29 protein-coding genes are annotated in these 22,600 nt (G+C 59.0%); 9 read left to right on the top strand and 20 right to left on the bottom strand.

Features of this window, described 5'->3' with window-relative positions:
* Window positions 1–13: 13 nt before the first annotated feature.
* Together RLO149_RS16940 and RLO149_RS24370 are read right to left on the bottom strand one after the other, a co-directional pair.
* Window positions 14–964 (bottom strand): MBL fold metallo-hydrolase, encoded by a 951-nt coding sequence (locus tag RLO149_RS16940; RefSeq protein WP_013963318.1) that lies wholly within the window; start codon window positions 962–964, stop codon window positions 14–16.
* Window positions 965–1,143: 179 nt separating this feature from the next.
* Window positions 1,144–1,269 (bottom strand): hypothetical protein, encoded by a 126-nt coding sequence (locus RLO149_RS24370; RefSeq protein ID WP_259650569.1) that lies wholly within the window; start codon window positions 1,267–1,269, stop codon window positions 1,144–1,146.
* A gap of 358 nt (window positions 1,270–1,627) precedes the next feature.
* On the opposite strand from RLO149_RS24370, the gene RLO149_RS16935 reads away from it, so the two are divergent.
* Window positions 1,628–2,512, top strand: a complete 885-nt coding sequence (locus tag RLO149_RS16935; protein WP_044025405.1) for a DMT family transporter — start codon at window positions 1,628–1,630, stop codon at window positions 2,510–2,512.
* On the opposite strand, the gene RLO149_RS16930 is transcribed toward RLO149_RS16935, so the two are convergent.
* The 16 genes from RLO149_RS16930 to RLO149_RS16855 form a co-directional block, all read right to left on the bottom strand.
* Window positions 2,469–3,278 (bottom strand): division plane positioning ATPase MipZ, encoded by an 810-nt coding sequence (locus RLO149_RS16930; protein ID WP_013963315.1) that lies wholly within the window; start codon window positions 3,276–3,278, stop codon window positions 2,469–2,471. The two genes, RLO149_RS16935 and RLO149_RS16930, sit on opposite strands and share 44 nt — an antisense overlap.
* Before the next feature lie 146 nt (window positions 3,279–3,424).
* Entirely contained in the window at window positions 3,425–3,754 is a 330-nt protein-coding gene (locus RLO149_RS16925; RefSeq protein ID WP_013963314.1) for a YbaY family lipoprotein, read from the bottom strand.
* A 69-nt stretch (window positions 3,755–3,823) separates the two neighbouring features.
* On the bottom strand, window positions 3,824–4,114 hold the full coding sequence (locus RLO149_RS16920; protein WP_013963313.1) for a hypothetical protein: 291 nt from the start codon (window positions 4,112–4,114) through the stop codon (window positions 3,824–3,826).
* A gap of 19 nt (window positions 4,115–4,133) precedes the next feature.
* Entirely contained in the window at window positions 4,134–4,355 is a 222-nt protein-coding gene (locus RLO149_RS16915; RefSeq protein ID WP_013963312.1) for a hypothetical protein, read from the bottom strand.
* Window positions 4,356–4,392: 37 nt separating this feature from the next.
* Window positions 4,393–5,430, bottom strand: coding sequence for a Dot/Icm T4SS effector Zinc-dependent metalloprotease LegP (gene legP, locus RLO149_RS16910; protein ID WP_013963311.1), 1,038 nt, complete (start codon window positions 5,428–5,430; stop codon window positions 4,393–4,395).
* 246 nt (window positions 5,431–5,676) lie between these two features.
* Window positions 5,677–5,898, bottom strand: coding sequence for a 50S ribosomal protein L31 (gene rpmE, locus RLO149_RS16905; protein ID WP_013963310.1), 222 nt, complete (start codon window positions 5,896–5,898; stop codon window positions 5,677–5,679).
* Between the two features lie 11 nt (window positions 5,899–5,909).
* A complete protein-coding gene (gene rplS / locus RLO149_RS16900; protein ID WP_013963309.1) occupies window positions 5,910–6,293 on the bottom strand; it encodes a 50S ribosomal protein L19 in 384 nt (127 codons plus the stop codon).
* A gap of 257 nt (window positions 6,294–6,550) precedes the next feature.
* Window positions 6,551–6,886 (bottom strand): hypothetical protein, encoded by a 336-nt coding sequence (locus RLO149_RS16895; protein ID WP_245538080.1) that lies wholly within the window; start codon window positions 6,884–6,886, stop codon window positions 6,551–6,553.
* A gap of 426 nt (window positions 6,887–7,312) precedes the next feature.
* Window positions 7,313–8,104: a tRNA (guanosine(37)-N1)-methyltransferase TrmD gene (trmD, locus tag RLO149_RS16890; RefSeq protein WP_013963307.1), complete on the bottom strand. Its 792-nt coding sequence runs from the start codon at window positions 8,102–8,104 to the stop codon at window positions 7,313–7,315.
* A gap of 1 nt (window position 8,105) precedes the next feature.
* Window positions 8,106–8,612, bottom strand: coding sequence for a ribosome maturation factor RimM (rimM, locus tag RLO149_RS16885; RefSeq protein WP_013963306.1), 507 nt, complete (start codon window positions 8,610–8,612; stop codon window positions 8,106–8,108).
* 233 nt (window positions 8,613–8,845) lie between these two features.
* Window positions 8,846–9,214, bottom strand: coding sequence for a 30S ribosomal protein S16 (gene rpsP, locus RLO149_RS16880; protein WP_013963305.1), 369 nt, complete (start codon window positions 9,212–9,214; stop codon window positions 8,846–8,848).
* A 40-nt stretch (window positions 9,215–9,254) separates the two neighbouring features.
* Window positions 9,255–9,551 carry a chorismate mutase gene (locus tag RLO149_RS16875; RefSeq protein ID WP_011567576.1) on the bottom strand — a complete coding sequence of 99 codons (297 nt, stop codon included), beginning with the start codon at window positions 9,549–9,551 and terminating at the stop codon, window positions 9,255–9,257.
* A 93-nt stretch (window positions 9,552–9,644) separates the two neighbouring features.
* Window positions 9,645–10,244, bottom strand: a complete 600-nt coding sequence (locus tag RLO149_RS16870) for a GNAT family N-acetyltransferase (protein WP_013963304.1) — start codon at window positions 10,242–10,244, stop codon at window positions 9,645–9,647.
* A gap of 1 nt (window position 10,245) precedes the next feature.
* Window positions 10,246–10,581, bottom strand: a complete 336-nt coding sequence (locus RLO149_RS16865) for an NIPSNAP family protein (protein ID WP_013963303.1) — start codon at window positions 10,579–10,581, stop codon at window positions 10,246–10,248.
* Window positions 10,578–12,089 carry a signal recognition particle protein gene (gene ffh / locus RLO149_RS16860; RefSeq protein ID WP_013963302.1) on the bottom strand — a complete coding sequence of 504 codons (1,512 nt, stop codon included), beginning with the start codon at window positions 12,087–12,089 and terminating at the stop codon, window positions 10,578–10,580. The genes RLO149_RS16865 and ffh overlap by 4 nt, the downstream gene beginning before the upstream one ends.
* Window positions 12,090–12,307: 218 nt before the next feature.
* Window positions 12,308–12,904 (bottom strand): hypothetical protein, encoded by a 597-nt coding sequence (locus RLO149_RS16855; RefSeq protein ID WP_013963301.1) that lies wholly within the window; start codon window positions 12,902–12,904, stop codon window positions 12,308–12,310.
* A gap of 196 nt (window positions 12,905–13,100) precedes the next feature.
* On the opposite strand from RLO149_RS16855, the gene RLO149_RS16850 reads away from it, so the two are divergent.
* Together RLO149_RS16850 and RLO149_RS16845 are read left to right on the top strand one after the other, a co-directional pair.
* Window positions 13,101–13,979 (top strand): LysR family transcriptional regulator, encoded by an 879-nt coding sequence (locus tag RLO149_RS16850; protein ID WP_044025712.1) that lies wholly within the window; start codon window positions 13,101–13,103, stop codon window positions 13,977–13,979.
* Window positions 13,976–14,878: a DMT family transporter gene (locus RLO149_RS16845; RefSeq protein ID WP_174270221.1), complete on the top strand. Its 903-nt coding sequence runs from the start codon at window positions 13,976–13,978 to the stop codon at window positions 14,876–14,878. Before RLO149_RS16850 ends, RLO149_RS16845 begins: the two co-directional genes overlap by 4 nt.
* Here RLO149_RS16845 and RLO149_RS16840 read toward each other — a convergent pair.
* Complete coding sequence (locus RLO149_RS16840) at window positions 14,875–15,213, bottom strand: ArsR/SmtB family transcription factor (protein WP_013963298.1); 339 nt, start codon at window positions 15,211–15,213, stop codon at window positions 14,875–14,877. The genes RLO149_RS16845 and RLO149_RS16840 overlap by 4 nt on opposite strands.
* Before the next feature lie 232 nt (window positions 15,214–15,445).
* Between RLO149_RS16840 and RLO149_RS16835 the strand changes: the two genes are divergently transcribed.
* The 5 genes from RLO149_RS16835 (at window position 15,446) to RLO149_RS16815 (ending at window position 18,011) form a co-directional block, all read left to right on the top strand.
* Window positions 15,446–15,778: an AtpZ/AtpI family protein gene (locus RLO149_RS16835; protein WP_011567584.1), complete on the top strand. Its 333-nt coding sequence runs from the start codon at window positions 15,446–15,448 to the stop codon at window positions 15,776–15,778.
* Between the two features lies 1 nt (window position 15,779).
* Window positions 15,780–16,526: a F0F1 ATP synthase subunit A gene (locus RLO149_RS16830; RefSeq protein WP_013963297.1), complete on the top strand. Its 747-nt coding sequence runs from the start codon at window positions 15,780–15,782 to the stop codon at window positions 16,524–16,526.
* A 55-nt stretch (window positions 16,527–16,581) separates the two neighbouring features.
* Entirely contained in the window at window positions 16,582–16,806 is a 225-nt protein-coding gene (locus RLO149_RS16825; protein ID WP_011567586.1) for a F0F1 ATP synthase subunit C, read from the top strand.
* A gap of 102 nt (window positions 16,807–16,908) precedes the next feature.
* A complete protein-coding gene (locus RLO149_RS16820; RefSeq protein WP_013963296.1) occupies window positions 16,909–17,439 on the top strand; it encodes a F0F1 ATP synthase subunit B' in 531 nt (176 codons plus the stop codon).
* A 5-nt stretch (window positions 17,440–17,444) separates the two neighbouring features.
* Window positions 17,445–18,011 carry a F0F1 ATP synthase subunit B gene (locus RLO149_RS16815; protein ID WP_013963295.1) on the top strand — a complete coding sequence of 189 codons (567 nt, stop codon included), beginning with the start codon at window positions 17,445–17,447 and terminating at the stop codon, window positions 18,009–18,011.
* Window positions 18,012–18,077: 66 nt separating this feature from the next.
* Here RLO149_RS16815 and RLO149_RS16810 read toward each other — a convergent pair whose 3' ends face one another.
* On the bottom strand, window positions 18,078–18,863 hold the full coding sequence (locus tag RLO149_RS16810; RefSeq protein WP_013963294.1) for a FadR/GntR family transcriptional regulator: 786 nt from the start codon (window positions 18,861–18,863) through the stop codon (window positions 18,078–18,080).
* 252 nt (window positions 18,864–19,115) lie between these two features.
* Here RLO149_RS16810 and RLO149_RS16805 point away from each other — a divergent pair, with 252 nt between their 5' ends.
* The gene (locus RLO149_RS16805) at window positions 19,116–22,571 is read left to right on the top strand and encodes a chromosome segregation SMC family protein (RefSeq protein ID WP_013963293.1); all 3,456 of its coding nucleotides are present in this window, start codon (window positions 19,116–19,118) and stop codon (window positions 22,569–22,571) included.
* Window positions 22,572–22,600 lie beyond the last annotated feature (29 nt).

Raw genomic sequence — 22,600 nt, 5'->3', positions numbered from 1 at the left:
TTCCTTATTTCTATCAGCCGTGTAGTTGCTCCCACATTTCCAGATCGCGTTTGTCGGTCCAGATGCGCGGCGTGTCGATGTCGAGCGCTTCGTCATAGGCGCGCGCGACATTGAACGGCAGGCAGTGTTCATAGATCGCATAGTCTGCGAACTTGGGGTCGCATTCCGCGCGCACCGCGTCCCATGCTTCCTTGAGGCTGCCTCCGCGCAGGGCAACGCGGGCCGCCGGCCTGTAGGTCGAGCGGACAAAATCCTTGGTGCTGTCCAGTGCCGCATTGACCATATCGCGCCCTGCAAGTGCTGCGCCACGACCGGGGGCAATGGCCTCCAGGTCGAAATTTCGGATGGCCTCCAGCGTTCCGGGCCAATCATGAAAATGCCCGTCACCGCAATAGCAGGCCGATTGGTATTCCACGATATCGCCCGTAAACATGACGTTTTCATCCGGCACATAAATAACCGCGTCACCCGCCGTATGCGCGCGCCCAAGCTGCATGATATCCACCCGGCGATTGCCAAGATAGACGGACATGCGGTCATTGAATGTGGTGGTCGGCCATGTAAGGCCCGGAATGCTCTCGTGCCCTTCAAAAAGGCGTGGAAAGCGCTGGAATTCGCTGTCCCAGTCTTCTTTCCCGCGCTCTGCGACCATGGCGCGGGCTTTTTCCGACATGATGATTTGCGGGGCCTCAAACGCAGAGGCGCCGAGAACCCGGACCGCATGGTAATGGGTCAGCACCAGATGCGTGATCGGCTTGTCCGTGACCTCGCGCACCTTTTCGATCACCTTATGGGCAAGGCGCGGGGTGGCTTGTGCCTCGATAATCATTACGCTGTCATCGCCGATGATCACGCCGGAATTCGGATCACCTTCCGCGGTAAACGCCCAAAGGTCGCGGCCGACTTCGGTAAAGCTGATCTTCTTTTCGCTGAGGTCTGCCTGAGAGGCGAATGCTTTGGACATTGTGGTTCCTATGTCTTTTGTGCGCGCGGAAAGGTGGCCGGTTCGGTGCCGCTATCTGCAGCATTTATGCGCCAGACGCTTTGTCATGAAAAGAGCCGAGCGGGCGATATGCCAAAGCCTGACCGCCGTGCGCGTTAAAATCGACGCCCGTGTGTTTTAAATGCACGCCGTAGTCTTGTTCAGTGATCTGTGTTGCTTTGGTCTGTCTGCTTGCCTTTTTTGCGACGCTGCAGCCATTTGAAGCCGTAGACGAAAACAACAAAAACGACGATCCAGAACAGCAGGTCCATAAGAATTGTGCTCATAAATGACCCCTGCTTTCGGCTGCTTGTTCTGTTGGTTTTCTAGACAGTTGTGTTGGACATAGGCATCGTGACCCGCCGCTTCCACTGCTGTAACCCGATAATATGCGGTAGAACGCGCATTTTCAGTATTATCGAGAGGGGTGCATTCAGTTTCTGCGCCTTCCGTTTCGCCCGAACTACAGATCTGCGCCGTATTGCGCTGTGAGCCCACATGCCGCGACAAACGCATAGGTAGTAAGGTAGAGCAACTCGCACAAGTACTTGCCTAAAATGCGATAAGCTACAGGCGCGGACGGTTGACCTGTGTCCCTGTTGGCCTTTGATGGTGCGGCGGGGAACAAGCGAGAATTGGCGTCACATGAAAGACAGTGCCAAAGGCCTGATCGTAACGACAGCGGGTGTCTTGCTGGTCGTGCCGGATGCGCTTTTTGTGCGCTTGATTGATGCCGGTGCCCTCACTATTGCGTTCTGGCGCCTGTTTTTGGCAGGTTTTTTTCTGGGGCTGGGCATATTGGCGCTGCACGGGACAGCCCCGTTCAGGGCGGTTTTGAAAACCGGGCGCTATGGGTTGATCCATATGGCGGGCGTGGGGGCGAGTGGTGTGCTTTTCATACAGGCCGTTGCGCTGACCTCTGTGGCGAATGTTGTGTTTATCATTGCCTCTCTCCCTATTTTCGCGGCGATTTACAGCCGGGTGTTTCTGGCGGAACCCATCAGTTTGCGGATGCTCCTGACGATGGCGTCGGTTTTGGTGGGGCTTGCGGTGATTGCTTTCGGGTCTGGCGAAACGGAGAATGCAAGCCTCGCCGGGGATGCCTTGGCGCTCGCGGTTTCAGCGCTTTTTGCAGCGGCCCTTACCGCCGCACGACGGGTCAAACATGTCTCGATGGTGCCGAGTGTGGCGATGGGCTATGTCGCGGCAGCACTTGTTTTGCTGCCGTTTGCCGCCCCCTTTTCCGTACCCCCCGATCAGGTTTCGCTGGTCTTGTGTCATGGCGGTTTTATTTTGGGCAGTTCGGTTCTGCTGGCAATTGGTCCACGCTATATCACCTCAGCCGAGGTGGGTCTGCTCGTTCTGTTGGAAAGCGCTTTGGCCCCCTTGCTGGCCTGGGCGGTGGTCGGAGAGAACCCCGGCCGCTATGCCATCGCAGGGGGCGCCATCGTCATTGGCGCCCTTTTGGTGTCAAACATCGCAATGCTTAGAAATCAACAGAAACACCGGGCAGATTCAGCGCCTTCATAAGGTCGCGTAATTCCTGACGGGCGGCGACATTCGAAATGTTCAGCTGTTTGACGCCAATGTCCTTCAGGTCCAGCAGGGTAAGGCCGCGCGGGAAGAGTTCGCGAAAAACGACGCGTTCGGAAAAGCCGGGCGCGATCCGAAACCCGATGCGTTTGGACAGGTTGGCGATGGCGCGTTCCATCTTTTCCTTGTTGACCATGCGCTGCGCGCCCATGCGGTTGCGCACCACGATCCAGTCTATCGGGGACAACCCCGCCTGAGCGCGCAACTGCCGCGCGTTCCAGACCATTTCAGAATACACCGACGGGCCCAGTATTTTATCACCCGTCGAATCCGTGCGCGCCAGAAGATCGAAATCCACAAAGCTGTCATTGAGAGGTGTGATGAGCGTGTCGGCCAGACTATGTGCCACCTGACTGAGCCGCGTGTGGGAGCCGGGGCAATCTATCAGGATAAAGTCATTTTCCGGCTCAAGCTCAGCAACCGCCGCGGATAGCCTGTGATCATAGATATTCTCGCCCTCTTTCAACGTTTCAGGGGCGATTTCGGGCAGATCATGCGTGTTCGGGCTGGCAAGCGAGAGGCCTGCTTTCGCCAGAAATGATGCGCGATTTTCGGTATAACGTCCAAAGGTGCGTTGACGCAGGTCCAGATCCAGTGCGCTGACCTTGTGGCCCATGCGCGCCAGAGCGGTGGCCACATGCATGGAGACGGTCGACTTTCCGGCACCGCCTTTTTCGTTCCCCACAACGATAATATGCGCCATTTGCCTGATCCTTTACCCCGGCCGCTTACAAATGGCCTTATTGGCGGCACTATATGAGCGGAAACGCGCTTTGGAAAGGCGCGAACGGGCTTGAAACAGGCCCTAGCGTTCAAATTTCAAAGGGATTTGGGTGCGTGTCGCGAGCGCTAGTTGACCTGCTTTAGCATCACCTCAATATCGCCTGCGCCCGATAGCGGAATGGCACCTGTCGTGATCATGTCACCAAGACGGATGTCATCGCCGGAATGGCGCGCCAGATGCGCGCTGACGGTGTAATTTTCGATGTTGCCCGCTACATCGATCTCGAACGGCAAGGCGTCCGTGGTGGCATCAAAACCTTCAGGGATGCTGACTTGGGTTTCGGTAATGCGAATGGCATCCGCACCAACGCGAGATGTGTCCTGAACGGTCAACCTGATGTTCTGACCGCTGGGCAGGGCACCCGGATTTTCAAACTTCACAACGCCGCGTATCATGTCATTTCGCTCCGATTGTGTTGCAGGCAAAAAAGAACCCGGCGCCTGAATGTGCCGGGCTCTCGTATCTTATACGTCGGGAGGAGGGGGGCTGTCACCCTCATCGCCGGGTTCTTGCGCTGCGTTCTCGTCCGGCGCGTCCTCAAAACCGGGGGGAGGGGCATCATCGCCTGAGGCACTTGCGGACGCCGCATGTTCATCCGCCACGGGCGGCGGCGCGTCCCCCCTTGCTGCGACATTGGCGTCTTCGCCCATGTCCATGGGCGGAGGCGGCGCGCCGGTCCCATCATCCATCGCGAAACTTTGCGATGCGCTTGTGCCGCCATCCATCTGGACGGTCACGGTAATTGAATTTGACATCATCTTTCTCCAATCGCGCTCAGCGCATTACCACGCGTTCAATCTGGTTGTTGATGATATAGACATCCACCTTCTTGGCGCCAGCACGGGCAGCGTTCAGGGCATGAAAGACATTCGAGACACCATCGCTGCTGCCTGTCTTGATCTTTTGCCAGCCGGAAATGCCGCTGATGATCGCATGACAGTTCTGCGAGTCTTTTGAGGTATAGGTGCGTGAAACGGTTTTGTTATTATGCCACATGAGAAATTCTCCTGATAAAAATGATACTGAAAAGAAATTATAAAAGTTGAGCGCGGTAGACTTTGTCGCCGTCTTTGAAAAGGGACAGCTTTTTGCCGAACGCCATTGCAGAACAGCAAATGTCGAAAACATTGCTACAGCCATCGGTGGTGTCCGGATCAATGCGAATCCACCCCTGACCCTGCGGCATGACCCAGCAGTTTTTCGTGCCCGACGTCGCATAGACCCGCGCAACATCAACGGTTTCCCAGAGCTGATAGATGCTTTGGATGGCGGCAATATCGCCAGCACTCAGCCCGGTGCGTTGACCTAGGGTCTTGCCCGGCGGGATCGATTCAATGGTCGGCTGCCCGTTCTTGGAAAAAGCATAGCGGCCATAGTGCATGATGGAACCGTAGTCATAAGGCCCCACATCATCCCCATCTGCAATGTGCTGGTTGAAATTGTGCTCTTTGCCGCTCGTGATGTTCTGCCAGTTGATCTTGACTTTGGTATCGCGGTCTTCCCGGCTCTGTTCATGCCAAAGCCCGAACGCATGGCCAATTTCATGAACAGTCGCACCAAACCCGCAGCCACCGGCAAGGCCGATTTCCTGCTTACCGCCGCGCATGCCGACCTGGCTCCAACAGCCGGTTGCAGGGCGAAACCGAACGTAATTGGGATATTGCGCTTTGTTTGAATTGGTGCGCAGCACAAAGCGCATGCCGGTGTTCTGTTTCCAATGCGCGATGGCGTCATTGACCCGCTGCACGTTGGTGGCGGGCAGGGCTGGATCGATTTCATAGGGCATCAGGGCACCCGGCCAGCGTCGATTGGCCCCCGTGATCACGACACCATGTGCAATCTCATCCGGATCATCGCCCGCATCCAGGGCAGCCTTGGCCGCCGCGGTGCGCTCTTCGACTTCCTCCACTGTGCCAAGCACAATGCACCCTTCAAACACGGCAAGCCCATCGACTGCCGCATATTGCACCGTTTTGTTTTTGAAAGTATCGCCTGAGATTATGCCGGTTCGGACGTCGTTGCTGGTTAACAGACCCCCACAGCAGCAATCTTCCTCATCATGTTGGGACATGCTGGTATTCCTTTAAAATTGACTTTGTTAAACACAAAAAATAGATGCCGCTAAATATGGTGCGACACCCAAATGGTGCCAAAATAGCGCCACTCTGGCAAGAAGTTTAAAGATACGATCTTGTGTGGGTTGTGTAACTTGCTGTTTCCAAACCCATTTACAGGCTTGGCGAAAGTTCCGATTGTGCACAAAAAAGAGGCCGCACCGGAAGGCGCGACCTCTGGAAAATCAAAATAGTGAGTCGGACTAGAAGCCGAGACCCGCGTATTTGTTCTTGAATTTGGACACGCGACCGCCGGTGTCGAGCAGGCGTGACGACCCGCCTGTCCAGGCCGGGTGTGCCGATGGGTCGATGTCAAGCGACAGCTGGTCGCCTTCCTTGCCCCATGTGGATTTCATCTGAATGATTGTGCCATCGGTCATTTTGACATCGATGATGTGATAGTCTGGATGTGTATCTGCTTTCATCGGTCCGCTCCTTAAACGCTCGCGCCCGACTTGGGCTTGTAATTCGTGTTTTCCGCGATACGCGCGGATTTTCCGCGACGGCTGCGCAGATAGTACAGTTTCGCGCGCCGCACGCGGCCGCGGCGCACAACAGCGATGCTGTCGATATTGGTGGAGTGCAGCGGGAATACCCGCTCAACGCCTTCACCGAAAGAAATTTTGCGCACCGTGAAGGATCCGGCGATGCCGTGACCGTTGTTGCGTGCGATGCACACACCTTCGTAGTTCTGAACCCGGGTACGCGTACCCTCGGTTACTTTAAATCCGACGCGGATGGTGTCACCGGCGCGGAAGTCGGGGATGTCTTTTCCCAGAGCGGTGATTTGTTCCGCTTCAATCTGTGCAATCAGATCCATCTGATCGTCTCCTATGATGCTCGTGGTATGTCCACGAAGTTTGTGCGTGTTTCAGAGCTTCGGGATTTACCGGCGCGCCGCAGCGCCCGCCCGGAGGATACAAACATCATTCCTTATTCATGAGATTCCATACGGAACCGGCCCGGACCCGCAAAAGCGACTCCAAGTTCGCGCTGTCTAAGAGGAAACAGAGCACAGATCAAGCCTATTTGATCCAGTTGGCACGGCTGCTTGAAATAATCCGTTGGCCTTTGTGCCTAGCTACCGGTTTCTGGTTGCTTTCCTGTCCAGTCGTGGTGACCGCGCGCATTCATGATGGAACTCATTCTGATCCCATCTGCACGCAGGTGCAGCAATGCCGTGGATTTGTAGGGCGCCGTTGCGCGCATGCCATTGCGCAACAAATTGGTTTCATAACTGCCAAGCCATGTGCCATCGCTGCATTCCTCAAGTCCAAGAGGGACGCGGAATATGCGGTCCAACTGCATGGCATCACATGCTTGCAGATAAAGGGCAAAATTCTCGCGCAGTTCATCATCGGTCTTGATGACGATGGGACCAGCGCTGGTGATCAGTGAAAATGTATAGAGCACACGTTTTCTCCAGCGCGCAAAATCACGCTCGATAAAACACTCCGAGACATCGTCCAAAAAGGACTGAAAATCGCTTTCGTTCAAAATTCGCTTACCTGGCTCAACAATAATACTGCAGAGCGTACAAGGTGGCGCGGGCTCACTCAATGGTTTCGCGTTTTGGTAGCTCACTTTGTCGCGATGATCGACCGGAGGTTGTTTTTCGGATCAACAGGTTGCGCAGTGATGCGTATCATCCTGTACTTGAGCGTCCCCTGTCCGAAAAAACGGGTCTGACTGGCGTATAAAACGGCGGCTTGATATGGCTGTCAAATACCAAAAGCGTGCGGTTTTTCAAGCGGTACAGACGTCGGTGCCTGTGGTGCCGACGATACATCACAGTGCCTTTTTTGACGTTTGATAGGTGTATCTGGCTTGGCTGCGGTGTCAGTCTTTGCCGGTTTTGGCCGCCCAAAGGTCGGGCCGACGCCTTTGGGTCAATCGGTGTGATTCCGCCTCGCGCCATTTCGCGATCTCTGCATGATTGCCGGACATCAGTACGTCGGGGATTGCATGCCCCTCCCATAGCGCCGGGCGGGTAAACTGTGGATGTTCAAGCAGACCGTTCGAGTGGCTTTCTTCCACGGTGCTTTCCACGTTGCCCAAAACACCCGGCAAAAGCCGGACCGTGGCATCCAGCACTGTTTGCGCCGCAATCTCACCGCCTGTCAAAACATAGTCGCCGATGGACACCTCGGTGACGCCAAAATGCTCCAGAACGCGTTCATCGACCCCTTCAAAGCGCCCACACAACACAGTGACACCATCACAACGCGCCAGATCCTTGGCCATTTCCTGTGTAAACGGACGGCCCCGCGGGGACATGTAGAGGATCGGCCAGCGCCCCCGCGCAAAACGCTGTGCCGCCTCGATCGCCGGGCCGACGACATCTGCGCGCATGACCATACCCGCCCCACCGCCTGCGGGCGTGTCATCCACGTTGCGGTGCTTGCCGACACCAAAGCTGCGCAGATCATGAGTGTGCAACTGCCAGCGCCCGTCCTGCAGGGCTTTGCCGGTCAGCGACAGGCCAAGGACACCGGGAAAGGCGTCCGGGAACAGGGTGACGATGCGGGCCTGCCAAACGCCTGACAGCTCTTCGTCTGTGCCGATCAGGGAGCTTGGGGTGCGCGTCGCCCGGATGGTCTTGCGGCCATGGCTTTTGGGTGCCTGCGCCACCTCAGAGCGCCCCTTCCGGCGGATCGGCGATTATTTTGCCAGCGCGCAGATCAACGGTTGGGATCACCGCAAGCGTGAAGGGGAGCAGAACGGTTTCTGACGACCCGACCCGCTGGACTTCGAGGATGTCACCGGCCCCATGATCAGCGACCGTCTTGACGCTGCCCAGAATTTCCCCTCCGGTATCAAGGACTTGGAGGCCAATCAGGTCGGTATAATAGTATTCATCATCGGGCAGGGACGGCAATTGATCACGCAGCGCAAAGAGTTGCACACCCTTCAGCGCATCCGCCTCTTCTTTGGTTGTCACTTCTGCGATCCGCGCGACAAAGCCGCCTTTGATCGGACGCACGAGGGCGAGGTGAAAATGACGCTGCCCGTCTTCGCTCGTCAAAGGGGCGTAGGTTTCGATATCTTCGGCGGTGGCGCAGAAACTTTTGATGCGCAATTCGCCACGCACACCGTAGGCGCCCGCGATGGCACCGACACAGATCTTTTCGTCGCTCATGGTACGTTCCTGCATAGGCCAGCATCCATCGTGCCACCGGCGGTTCGGCATTTTTCAGATGTATTGTTTCGCTCGAACATCAGCCCTGCGAGGAAGGCTGCGAGGATCAGGAAAAGCAATCGGATCGGTTTGAACACGGCTCTGTCCCGGTTTGAAATTCAGGCGGTGCGCCCCGGCCTGCGCAACACAGGCCGGAGGGCTTTTGGATAGGCGGGACAGGCCCGCCGCGCAGATTATTCTGCGGCTGCTTCTTCTTCGGCGGGGGCTGCGGCTTTGGCGGCTTTCTCTTCGGCGCGCTCCTGGGCTTTCTTGCCGGGTGTGCCCTTCTTTGGGTTGTTGCGCTCGGCTTTTTCTTTCAGGCCTGCGGCCTCAAGCATACGGGAAACGCGGTCTGTGGGCTGTGCGCCCTGACCCAGCCAGTACTGCACGCGCTCGGCGTCCATTTTCACGCGCTCTTCGCTGTCTTTGGGCAGCAAGGGGTTGTAAGTACCCAGTTTTTCAATGAAGCGCCCGTCGCGAGGCATGCGGCTGTCCGCTGCAACGATACGGTAGAAGGGGCGCTTTTTGGAGCCGCCGCGGGCGAGACGAATTTTCATGGCCATGGTCTTGTTTCCTTTGGATGTGTGGGGCGCGTTATGCGCCTTATGATTGGTGTTTGTGGTGGTGCTGAATGACTTCAGCGATGATGAAGTTAAGAAACTTCTTGGCAAATTCCGGGTCGAGATCGGCCCGGTTTGCCAAATCTTCGAGCCGTTCGATCTGTGCCGCTTCACGCGAGGGATCGGACGGGGGAAGGTCGTGTTCGGCTTTGAGTTTCCCCACAGCCTGCGTATGTTTGAACCGCTCGCCCAGTGTATAGACGAGGATGGCATCCAGACGGTCGATGGAAGCGCGGTGCTCTTTCAACAGGCTTGCGGCACGGGTTGCGGCGTCGCTCATTCTGGGCCTCCGAAACGGTGTTTTTGGGCGGTCGGTATCATGTCGGTGATACGTCGGTATTGCGTCGGTGCGCGGCGCGCGCATGTTTTACGATCAGTCAAGGGCCCAGCCTTTCGGTTTGAAGAGCGGATCGGCGTAGTGGCTGATCTCCATCTCGATACCATGGGACAGTTGCGAGCCGCGCAGATCCGCCGGAGCCGGGTGGCGGTAAACGGCGTCATTGCCGTCGATGGTGGCCGCGTCGTGATCCTTGAGCGCGCCCAGACGTTCGGCCAGCCGGATGCTGTCGAGGTTCTTGGGGTCGATGTAGCTGACCGCCGTGTCCCAGCCGCAAAACCCGTAGAGATAATGGCGCACCGCATGGGTGGCCTCAAGCGCGTAGCCCTTACCGTTCTTGTCAGGCCAGATCACCCATGCGATTTCCGCTTCGGGCCATTTCGCCGGCTTCCAGCCGCCTGCCATGCCGTAGGTTTCATCCGTGTCCTTGTCGTGGATCATCCACATGCCGTAGCCGCGGATCTGCCAGTGGCCGATTTCGGCGGCATAGAGCATCCACGCCTCATAGGCATTGAGCGGGCCGCCCATGAAGCGCGCGCGGTAGCTGGTAAAGGTCGCTTTGAAATCCGGATAATCCTCGGGCTCGGGGCCGCGCAGGATCAGGCGTCGCGTTTCAAGGATGGGAATATCGGCCACGTTACATCAATCCCAGATCAGCAGGGCTTTCACCGGTGAGCACAGGGCGCGTGAAATGGCGGTCCCAGCGGCGGATGCATTTTGTGCGTTCGGAGTGATCATAGGCCGCGATGCAGCCGGGATCGGTTTCCATCTCGACGCGGTAGGTCTCGTAATCGGCCAGCGACGGGAAACTGAAGGCGCACCACGCCAGATCGGACGGCCCTTCTGAGGGCAGCCAATAGCCGTGATGCGTGCCGCCCATGCAATTAATGTTGTGAATCCATGCTTTTGCATAGATCTCAAAATCCGCAACCTTGGCCGGGTCGATTTCGTATTTCAGAAAACAGGTGATCATTTCTTCTTACCGAACCCGCTGAGACCCGGTGGCAGCGCGGCACCGCCACCGCCCATGCCGCCGAGACCTCCGGGCAGCCTGCCGCCCATTTGTTTGGCAGCGGCTTCGAGCGCTTTGGGGTCCATGCCTGCGGCCATGTCCTGAGGCGACGCACCGCCCTTGCCGAACATGCCTTTCATGGCCTGTTTCATCATGCCGCCCTTGCCCATTTTGCCCATCTTTTTCATCATGTCGCCCATCTGTCGGTGCATCTTGAGCAGTTTGTTCAATTCGGAGACTTCCAGCCCCGCGCCCTTGGCGATCCGCTTTTTGCGGCTGGCCTGCAGGATTTGCGGGTTGGCGCGTTCTTTCTTGGTCATCGACTGGATCAGCGCGATCTGGCGCTTGAGGATATTGTCGTCAAAGCCTGCATCCTCGACCTGTTTGGCCATTTTACCCATGCCGGGCATCATGCCCATCATGCCCTGCATGCCGCCCATTTTCTGCATCTGTTCAAGCTGCATGCGCAGGTCGTTCATGGTGAAGTGACCCTTCATCATGCGTTTGACCATTTTCTCGGATTGCTCAAGTTCGAGCGTTTCCTGCGCTTTTTCGACGAGGGCCACGATGTCGCCCATGCCGAGGATGCGGCCTGCCACGCGGTCCGGCTCGAAGGTTTCGAGCGCGTCCATCTTTTCGCCGAGGCCGACGAATTTGATCGGTTTGCCGGTGACCGCGCGCATGGAAAGTGCGGCACCACCGCGCCCGTCACCGTCCATCCGGGTCAGCACCACGCCGGAGATGCCGATGCGTTCGTCAAAGTTCTGGGCGGTGTGCACGGCGTCCTGACCGGTCAGCCCGTCGACCACCAGCAGCGTTTCGCGCGGGTTTGCGACGTCGCGGACGGCTTCGACCTGTTGCATCAACTCTTCGTCGATGGACAGACGCCCGGCGGTGTCCAGCATATAGACGTCATAGCCACCAAGCCCGGCTTGCGTCTTGGCGCGTTTGGCGATGGCGACGGGGTCCTGTCCGGCGATGATTGGCAGGGTGTCGACACCGATCTGAGCACCGAGGATGGCGAGTTGTTCCATCGCGGCGGGGCGGTTGACGTCGAGCGAGGCCATCAGCACGCGTTTGCCGTCTTTTTCCTTGAGGCGTTTTGCCAGTTTGGCGGTGGTCGTGGTTTTACCGGAGCCTTGCAGGCCGACCATCAGGACCGGGGCGGGTGGGTTGTCGACCTTGAGCGTGCCGGGTTCGCCCTCGCCCTTGAGCACGTCGATCAGCGCGTCATGTACGATCTTGACGACCTGCTGGCCGGGCGTGATGGATTTTGTGACGGCCTGTCCGGTGGCTTTTTCCTGTACCGCTTTGACGAAATCGCGCGCGACGGGCAGGGAGACATCCGCCTCCAGCAGGGCGACGCGGACCTCACGGAGGGCGGTTTTCACGTCCTCCTCGGAGAGCGCACCTTGCTTTGTCAGACGGTCAAAGACGCCGGAGAGGCGTTCGGACAGATTTTCAAACATGGGCCATGGCCCCCTTCGTTTTCGGTTGCAGGATGCCCCTGATGTAGGCACCCGGCATGAATTTCACAAACGCCCGGTGTCATTGCAATGGGACAAAACCAAATGGTTTTGCCCCCGCGGGCGCAACGCGCTGACGGAGGGCGATCCCGGATGCACCGGGACCGGAAGGGATAAACTTCCGGATATGCGCGCTGCTTTAAAGCGCGGTAGCCTTCAAGTCAAGTCTTGCTCTCTGGTGTGCGGGCCGCGTCGAGCCAGCCGTTGATGCGTGCGGCGATGTCCTTGGCACGGGTGCCGCCTGCATAGCCGGTCGTGAGCGGGCGGCGGTTTTCATCGCCCCCCGCGGTAAAGGTCAGGGCCACGCGGTGGGATCCTGCGGTGTCGCCTTGACCCTTGTGGGTTTCGACGATCGCGGCGTCGATCTGACCGAGGCGAAAGACCTCATGCTGCACCCCGGACAGACGGTGTGTGTCGATGGTGCAGGTGCCGCTGATCCGGCTGAAGGCAATCTGAACCCGTTCTGCGCCGAACCAGAGGGCGGGCGCCACGAGGCCAGCGGTCGCGAGCAGCGCGATGACAGCCTTGAGCCATTCACCCTGCAGGATGTTCCACACGCCTGCACCCAGCGCCAACAGGGCACCAGCAGCCAGCGCGATGCACAGGAAAATGGGCCGGTGAAGCAGCAGGAGTTCATCGGGCGTTTGGCGGATCAGTTTCATCCCCGTCAGATAGCGCACCCGGCCCTGTTCGGCCACAGCAGGTTTTGGCACTATATATATACTCAGCGTGTGACCCGCGGTTTGATGCAGTTGCATCTGGTGTCCAACGTGGGACCTCCAGCGCGGGGAATTGCGGTTAAGCGCTTGTGAATGGTTTTTTGATTAAGTGGCCGCAAAGGGATCGCGGCATCTATCTTCTTTGTGACTGGGCAAGGCTTACTTCCGGCTTGTCTTGGCCTGTGAAATTGTGAAACCTGACGTTTTGCGCGCATCAAACCGAGTGAGGTGAATGATGAATAACTGGGACGAGATTAAAACAGCGTTTCAAGTGGCACGTATGGGGACTGTCAGCGGCGCGGCTGAAGTGCTTGGTGTGCATCATGCAACCGTGATCCGGCATGTGGACGCGCTGGAAGGGCGTCTTGGCGTCAAATTGTTTCAGCGTCATGCGCGCGGCTATACCGCAACCGAAGCGGGGCAGGATTTGCTGCGCGTTGCGCAGGCCACCGATGATCAGTTCCATCAGCTTGCCGGGCGCATCAAGGGGCGCGGCAATGAGGTGTCGGGCGATCTTGTGGTCACGTCGCTGATTGATCTGTCCTCGCGCATGGTGCCTGTGTTGGTGGCGTTTCAGAATGCCTATCCGGATGTTGTCGTGCGTTACCTCACGGGCGAACGCCTGTTTCGGCTGGAATATGGTGAGGCGCATGTGGCGATCCGCGCAGGCACGGTGCCGGATCAGCCGGACAATGTCGTGCAGGAATTTCGCCATCACAGGGTCGCCTTGTTCGCGACCAAGGATTATATCGCCGAATACGGTCGCCCGAACGGGGTCAAGAGTTTTGGCGATCACCGCTTTGTGGCGCATGATGCGGAAAACAACCGCGCGCCTTTCGAGCAATGGCTGCGTCAGAATGTGCCCGCCTCAAGCATCAGGTTTCGCAGCTCGGACACGCGGGCGCAGCGGGAGGCCATTCTGGAGGGTGCGGGTATCGGGTTCCTGCCGGCCTTTGAGGCCCGGTCGCGTCCGGAGCTGGTCGAGGTGCATCCCGAACAGGAAGGGTGGAGTGGCCCGTTGTGGCTTGTGACGCATGTGGATTTGCACCGTACCACCAAGGTGCAGACTTTCCTGAGCTTTGTAAAAGACGCCGCGCAAGAGTGGGACGAGTGACACCTGCGCAAAAGGGCCATGCATCGATGCTGCTGTTCTCAGCGCTGGTGGCGGGGTCTTTTTCACTGGGCGGACAGATTGCCAATGAGGTCGCGCCTGCGGCGTTGAATGCCTTGCGGTTTTGGCTCGCGGCTGGCGTGATCGGTCTTGCTGCGCTGGCCACGACAGGTATGCCCCGCCATGCCTTTGTGGCGTCCTGGCGCTATGCGGTGCTGGGCGGGCTGTTCGGGACCTACTTTGTGCTCATGTTCGAAGGGCTGAAGACTGCACCGCCGGTCAGTGCTGCCGCCGTTTTCACCCTGACACCCGTGATCGCAGCGGGGTTCGGGTGGCTGTTGCTGCGCCAGATTGTGACGCCGCGCATCGCAGTCGCCTTGATCATCGGTGCCATGGGTGCGCTTTGGGTAATTTTTCGCGCGGATCTGGCAGCACTCAAGGCCTTTGCCATCGGGCGGGGCGAGATCATCTATTTCACCGGCTGCATCTGCCATGCGCTTTACACGCCGATGGTGCGCAAACTGAACCGGGGGGAACCCGCGGTGGTGTTTACCTTTGGCACGCTTGTGGCGGGCGCGATCTTGTTGACGGTCTTTGGCTGGCGCGACATCGCGGCGACCCCGTGGACCGACTTGTCCGGCATGGTCTGGTTTACGCTGATTTATCTGTCGTTTTTTGCCTCTGCGGCGAGTTTCGTGTTGTTGCAGACGGCCACGCTGTGCCTGCCGTCTTCCAAGGTGATGGCCTATACCTATCTCGTGCCAAGCTGGGTTATCGGCTGGGAGGCGATGCTGGGGCAGGGGCTGCCACCGCCGATCATACTGGGGGGGGCAGGGTTGACGATGATCGCGCTGGCCTTGCTGCTGCGCGATGAGGGGGCGGTGCCGCGCCCCGTGCCTTAGTCGCGATCCTCGGGAGGGGGCACTTCTGCCGCCAGAAACCGTTCAAATGCGTCGAGGTTGACAGGTTCGAATTGTCCGAACCCCTGCATCCAGACCGAGGCTGCGCGCAGCGCGTCCGGCTCAAGCTTGCACCATTTCACCCGGCCGCGTTTTTCTTGAGAGATCAGACCCGACAGCATCAGAACGCGCAGGTGTTTTGAGATCGCCGCCAGTGACATCTCAAAAGGGTCGGCGACGTCTGTGACGGCCATATCATCCTCCAGCAACATGGCGAGGATGGCCCGACGGGTCGGGTCTGCAAGAGCTGCAAAAACCTGATCTAGGTCTCGTGTCATGCCGCCCGATCTGCACCTTTGGCAGTAAAACGTCAACCAAATGGTTGAATATCCCTTTTCGTGCAATGCGGGGAATGCACACCTGCGACAGGGTGACCTGCCGTTGTTGCGCGGTATATTTTCTCGTTTTATTTTAATATGTTGGGCGGCATTGTCCCGAATGTCAAAGCCGGTTGACTCACGTCGCGCTGCACCGTAGCACAAGGCAACTCCTTGAAGGGGCAAATTGCGCGTGACTGATCCAGACCAACAGCAGCGACTAGAGCAGCTTGAGGCTAAGATTGCCGCCGCGAAAAAGGCACAAGAGCCGGGCCCCCGATCGGATGAGCACTATTCTCAAGCGCAACTGGCGTGGCGGATGGTCATCGAACTCGTTGCCGGTCTTGGGATCGGGTTCGGTATTGGATACGGGCTGGATGTTCTGTTTGGGACGCTGCCGATATTCATGGTGCTGTTTACGATGCTGGGTCTGGCGGCCGGGGTGAAGACGATGCTCCGCTCCGCGCAGGAAATCCAGGAAAAGAAGTTGGCCGAAGAGGCCGCAGATCGAGACGAGGGAGCCTGACATGGCGGACAAGGCAGAAGGCGGCGGGTTGGTTTTCAAACCAATGGAGCAGTTTGAGATTACTGCGCTCTTTGGGGGTGACGTAACCTGGTACACGCCGACGAACACGGCGCTTTGGATGGGTTTTTCGATCATTGCCGTGATTTTGCTGCTGGTTGTCGGAAGCTCGAAGCGCGCCATTGTGCCGTCGCGTGCGCAGTCGGTTGCGGAACTGGCCTATGGTTTCATCTACAAGATGGTTGAAGACATCTGCGGCAAGGAAGGGTTGAAGTTTTTCCCCTATATCATGACGCTTTTCATGTTCATTGTCTGCGCCAACTTCCTTGGCCTGATACCATCCTCTTTCACGCCGACATCGCATTTTGCGGTAACTGTTGTGCTCGCGATGGCGGTGTTCGTGACCGTGACCATTCTGGGATTTGTCAAGAATGGCTCCGCTTTCCTGAGCCTGTTCTGGGTTGCCTCGGCGCCGCTGGCGTTGCGCCCCGTTCTGGCGATCATCGAGATTATCTCTTATTTCGTGCGTCCGGTCAGCCACTCCATTCGTCTGGCGGGCAACGTCATGGCGGGCCACGCGGTGATCAAGGTTTTTGCAGGCTTTGCAGCGCTGACCCTTGTCAGCCCGGTGGCGATCCTCGGCATCACGGCGATGTACGGTTTGGAGGTCCTCGTGTCCTTCATTCAGGCCTATGTTTTCACAATTCTGACGTGCGTTTATCTGAAAGACGCGCTTCACCCGCATCACTAATTCGGGCGGCTACACCCGTTCAAATACTCAACTTCCAATCGTAAGGAGAATTCACATGGAAGGCGAACTCGCACACATCGGCGCAGGTCTGGCGGCAATCGGTTCCGGGGCAGCAGCCATCGGTGTTGGTAATGTTGCAGGCAACTACCTCGCAGGCGCTCTGCGCAACCCATCCGCTGCGGCATCGCAGACGGCAACACTCTTCATCGGCATCGCGTTCGCCGAGGCGCTGGGCATCTTTGCCTTCCTCGTCGCTCTGCTGCTGATGTTCGCTGTCTAAGACTTAGACAGACGAAATCCTTACGGTCGGGCGGCGCGGTTGACGCGCTGCCCGATGTAACGGCCCGGTTCCACCGCAGCCCGTTTCTTGCAGGAGATAACAATGGCAACTGAAACAAATGGCGCTGATGTCGCGGCTTCCAGCCCGGGCATGCCACAGCTGGATTTTTCCACTTGGGGGAACCAGATATTCTGGTTGGTGATCACGCTTGTCGTGATTTACATGGTGCTTTCAAAGGTCGCTCTGCCACGGATCGCAGCGATCCTGTCCGAGCGTCAGGGCACAATCACAAACGACATTGCCACGGCTGAGGACTTCAAAGCCAAGGCGAAAGAGGCCGAAGCCGCCTATGAAAAGGCACTGGCTGACGCGCGGGCCGAGGCGCACCGCATTGTCGCCGAGGCGAAGGCTGACATTCAGAGCGATCTGGATGTGGCAATATCCAAGGCAGATGCCGAAATTTCGGCAAAAGCTGCGGAATCCGAGAAAGCGATTTCGGAAATACGCGCAGGTGCTGCTGAAGCGATCCAGCAGGTTGCCAAAGACACCGCGCAGGAAATCGTTGCAACATTCGGCGGCAAGGCAGATGCCAAAGCCGTGAATGCAGCGGTCGATGGCCAGTTGAAAGGATGAAGCAGATGCGTAATATTTCACGTCTTTCAGCGCTTGCAGTCGCCATGCTGGCGGCCAACCCGGCCCTTGCGGCGGGGGGTGGGATATCCCTCCAGAACACCGATTTTGTAGTTTTCCTTGGCCTTGTCGTTTTCATCGGCATTCTGGTGTATTTCAAAGTGCCGGGCATGATCGGCAAGATGCTCGACGGACGTGCCGAAGGCATCGAGGGTGAACTCAACGAAGCGCGTGCGCTGCGTGAGGAAGCCCAGACCCTGCTTGCGAGCTACGAACGTAAGCACCGCGAAGTGCAGGAACAAGCCGACCGCATCGTGGAAGCCGCCAAGGAAGAGGCGACGATTGCCGCTGAGCAAGCGCGCGCCGATCTTGAGGTGTCACTGGCGCGTCGGGTGGCGGCGGCGGAAGATCAGATCGCGAGCGCTCAAGCTGCGGCGATCAAGGATGTACGTGACCAGTCAGTCAGCGTTGCCATCGCGGCCGCGCGTGAGGTGATCGCCAAGCAGTTGACTGCCGCTGATGCGAACCAGTTGATTGATGGCGCGATCGCCGAAGTGGAAGCTAAACTTCACTAGCGACAGATCGTTACACGGACGAAAAGGCCCGGTTCCAGACCGGGCTTTTTGTTGTTTAACCGCAGGTTAGCGCCCGGTTCCGCGCCCAGTTTCCTTGACGTGATCCAGACGCTGCTGCGCTGTTTCCTCGTTTTCGGCGGCCCTGACATCGTCCCTCAGCGAGGTTTCGATGTAATCAAGATGTGCTGCAACGGCGGCGCGCGCACCTGCGCCATCCCGCGCCTGAAGGGCCACATTGATGGCGCGGTGCTGGTCCAGCAAGACGCCGCGTGTCGTACGCTGTTTGAACATGACCTGCCGATTATAAAACACGCCCTCGCGCAATAGCTGATACATCGACCGCATCATGTGCAGCATCACGACATTATGGCTGGCCTCGATAATCGCCATGTGGAATTTCGCATCCAGATGGGCGTCGTTTTCAGGATTGCGTTTGCCGTGGGCGATTTCCATTTGATCGAGTATTTCCTGCACCACGCGCAGGTCCGTATCGGAGGCGAGCCGGGCGGCCCGCTCGGCGGCCAGCCCTTCCATATCGCGGCGGAAAGACAGATAGTCGAACATCGCCTTATCGTGTCGGGCGAACAGCTGCACCAGGGCGGGCGAAAACGCCGAGCCCAGAACATCGGCCACATAGACACCGGCACCGGCCTTGGTACTCAGCAGGCCCTTTTCCTGCAAGAGCCCGATGGCCTCACGCAGGCTGGGCCTTGAGACGCAGAGACGTTCCGCCAGCTCCCTTTCGGCGGGCAGTCGTTCGCCGGGCAGAAGGATGCCGCGCAGGATCAACCCTTCAATCTGATGCACAACGGCAATCGAGAGCTTTTCGGACACAACGGGGCGAAATGGCATTGGAATCTCCTCACTGGTAAAATGATATGACCAAAAGGAGGACGCAGCAAACGGTTTAGCCGCGACACGATGTGGCCGCTCCCAGCGGTTTTCAGACGGCTTGCCCGCGCCCGTTCAGGCTGGCACCGCCGGTTTCACCGCAATATGTTGTGGATAACCTGCGCATTGCCGCAGACTGTAGGGTCTTTCAGTTGACTTATGGGGTGTCACGGCGGCAGGCTATAGCCTCTGGGAATCAATGGGCAGATAGCGGTGCGCTTTTCAAAACTCAGGCTGACCGGCTTTAAAAGCTTTGTGGATCCGACCGATCTGGTGATCGCTGACGGGTTAACCGGTGTGGTTGGGCCGAATGGTTGCGGTAAGTCGAACCTGCTGGAAGCGCTGCGCTGGGTCATGGGTGAAAACCGCCCCACTGCCATGCGTGGCGGCGGGATGGAGGACGTGATTTTTGCCGGGGCAGCAACACGGCCCGCGCGGAATTTTGCCGAAGTTGTCTTGCAGATTGATAACTCGGACCGGCTTGCCCCGGCGGGTTTCAATGATGATGACGTGCTAGAGATTGTCCGCAGGATCACCCGAGATGTGGGCAGCGCCTATAAGGTCGGGGCGCGGGATGTGCGCGCGCGCGATGTGCAAATGCTCTTTGCGGATGCATCGACGGGGGCGCATTCGCCTGCGCTGGTCCGTCAGGGTCAGATTGCCGAGTTGATCAATGCCAAACCCAAAAGCCGCCGGCGCATCCTCGAAGAAGCGGCGGGGATTTCGGGCCTCTATCAACGCCGTCACGAGGCGGAACTGAAGTTGAAGGGCGCGGAAACGAATCTCGCCCGCGTTGATGATGTGATCGAGCAATTGGCGGCGCAATTGGCGCAACTGGCCCGTCAGGCGCGTCAGGCGGCGCGCTATCGTGAGATCGGCAATGACCTGCGCCGTGCCGAGGGGATGTTGCTTTATCGGCGCTGGCGCGAGGCAGACGATGCCCGCGCTTCGGCTGAGGATGCGTTGCGTGCGCAGGTCATGGCCGCGGCGCAGGCGGAGGGTGCGGTCAGGCAGGCGGCCAAGGCGCGCACGGCAGCGGATGAAGCCCTGCCGCCCCTGCGCGAAGAAGAAGCGATTGCGGGTGCGGTCGTGCAACGCCTGGCCGTGCAGCGGGACACGCTGGCGGATCAGGACGCGCGCGCGCAGTCGTTGATCGAGACGTTGAATGGCCGCATCGCACAGTTGAGCCGGGACATCGAGCGCGAAGGCGGGTTGAACCGGGATGCGGGGGAAACCATCGCGCGGCTTGAGTGGGAAGCGCAGGAGTTGGAAAAGGCCGCTGAAGGCCACGATGAGGCCTTGGCGGCGGCAGCGGAAGCGGCCCGGGAAGCGGCGGCTGTTTTACAGACGCGCGAGGGCGAAATGTCTGAACAGACCGAGGATGTGGCCCGCCTTGCGGCGCGTCATGGTTCGGCCCAGCGGTTGTTGGAAGACAGCCGCAAGACCAAAGAGAAAGCCGAGAGCGAGGCCACCAAGGCCCGCGAGGCCGTTGCCGCCTCAACGCAGGCGCTAACAAAGGCGGGCGGTGATTTTTCGGTTGCGCAGGAGGCCGAAGCGGCGGCGGTGACGCAGGCGGCGGCGGCGGATAAGGCATTGATTGACGCCGAAGAAGCGCGCGCGGACACGCAGGCGCTAGAAGCGGAGGCGCGCGCGCAGAGATCTGAGGCAGAGGGCGAGTTGAACGCGCTGCGGGCCGAGGTTGGTGCCCTCGCTAAGCTGTTGGAGCGCGATACTGCCGAAGGTGGGCAAATTCTGGACCGCTTGCAGGTCGGGCATGGGTTTGAAAAGGCTTTGGGCGCAGCCCTTGCCGATGATTTGCGCGCGCCGCAGGTTGAGGTGGACGGCCCCTCGGGCTGGTCGGTGTTGCCGGCCTATCCTGCGCCCCAGCCCCTGCCGGAGGGGGTGACGCCACTGACGCTGCATGTCTCGGTGCCGGATGTGTTGGATCGTCGGATGAGCCAGATCGGGTTGATTGAGCCCGAAGATGCCCCACGTTTGCAAGCAGCCTTGAAGCCGGGGCAGCGGCTGGTGTCCACCGAGGGGGATTTGTGGCGCTGGGATGGCTATCGGGCCTGGGCTGAGGACGCGCCATCCGCAGCAGCGCTGCGCTTGCAGCAGTTGAACCGGCTTGAGGAATTGAAACAGACGCTTGAGCAGGCCACGCAACGCGCAGGTGGGGCGCGGGCTGCGCATGATGCGCTGAAACTCCAGTTGGAAGAGTTGAGCCGTGCGGATGCGCAAGCGCGCGAGGCGCGGCGCGCGGCGGACCGTGCGGTGGCCGATGCAGGGCGCGCCCTGAGCCGGGCCGAAGCGGATCGCAATCTGGCGGAAGGGCGGCTTGAATCGCTGGGTCTGGCGGTGTCGCGGCACGAAGAAGAGGCGATGGGCGCGCGGACCCGTTTGAAAGAAGCGGAAACGGCGTTGGCGGAACTGGGTGATCTGGCCGAAGCGCGCGACCGGGTCGAGGCCATTCGCACCGCGGTTGAGGCCTCGCGCATCACGATGATGTCGCGCCGGTCCGCGCATGATGAGTTGCGCCGCGAGGGGGAGGCCCGGACCAAGCGCGCGCAGGAAGTGACCAAAGAGATCAGCGGCTGGCGGCACCGTCTTGAGACGGCGGAGAAACGCAATGCCGAACTGATCGAGCGCAAGGCCACTGCCGAGGCGGAGCTGAAAGAGGCCAGTGCGGCACCGGACGAGATCGCCGCCAAACGCGCGGAGCTCAGCGAGGCGATCAGTGTGGCAGAAGCGCGCAAAGCGCAGGCCAGCGACAAGCTGTCCGTGGCGGAAGCGGCCCTGCGGGACAGCACGATGGCCGAGCGTGAGGCCGAGCGTCTGGCGTCTGAGGCCCGCGAGGAGCGTGCCAGAGCCGAGGCGCGCAGCGATGCGGCAAAGGAGACCGTTGCGATCGCAGCGGAGCGCATCGCGGATGACGCGCAACTGACGCCGAACCAATTGCTGCAGCAGCTGGATGTGACGCCTGATGACATGCCCCGCGCCGAAGCGCTTGAGGCGGATGTCAACCGGCTCAAGCGTCAGCGGGATGCGTTGGGGGCTGTGAACCTGCGCGCGGAAGAAGACGCCAAGGAAGTGCAGGTCGAGCATGACACGCTGGTGCAGGAGAAAAACGACCTCGAAGAGGCGATCCGGACCTTGCGCGGTGGCATCGCAAGCCTCAACCGCGAAGGGCGCGAGCGGCTTTTGACTGCTTTCGAGCAGGTCAATTCCAATTTCTCGCTGCTGTTCACGCATCTGTTTGGCGGGGGTGAAGCCAACCTTGTCATGGTGGAAAGCGATGATCCGCTTGAGGCCGGGCTTGAGATCATGTGCCAGCCGCCGGGTAAGAAACTGTCGACGCTGAGCCTGCTGTCCGGCGGAGAGCAGACGCTGACCGCGATGGCGTTGATTTTTGCGGTGTTTCTGGCCAACCCGGCGCCGATCTGCGTGTTGGACGAAGTGGATGCGCCGCTGGATGACGCAAATGTGACGCGGTTTTGCGACTTGCTGGATGAGATGTGCCGTCAGACCGACACCCGGTTTCTGATCATCACCCACCATGCGGTCACCATGGCGCGCATGGATCGGCTGTTTGGGGTGACGATGGCGGAACAAGGGGTCAGCCAGCTTGTTTCGGTTGATCTGAAAAAGGCAGAAACGCTGGTTGCCTGATCACTCATTCGTGTCACGCAGTTTTCCCC

Source organism: Roseobacter litoralis Och 149, from assembly GCF_000154785.2.
Taxonomy (GTDB): domain Bacteria; phylum Pseudomonadota; class Alphaproteobacteria; order Rhodobacterales; family Rhodobacteraceae; genus Roseobacter; species Roseobacter litoralis.
This window is presented reverse-complemented; position numbering and strand designations above follow the sequence as displayed.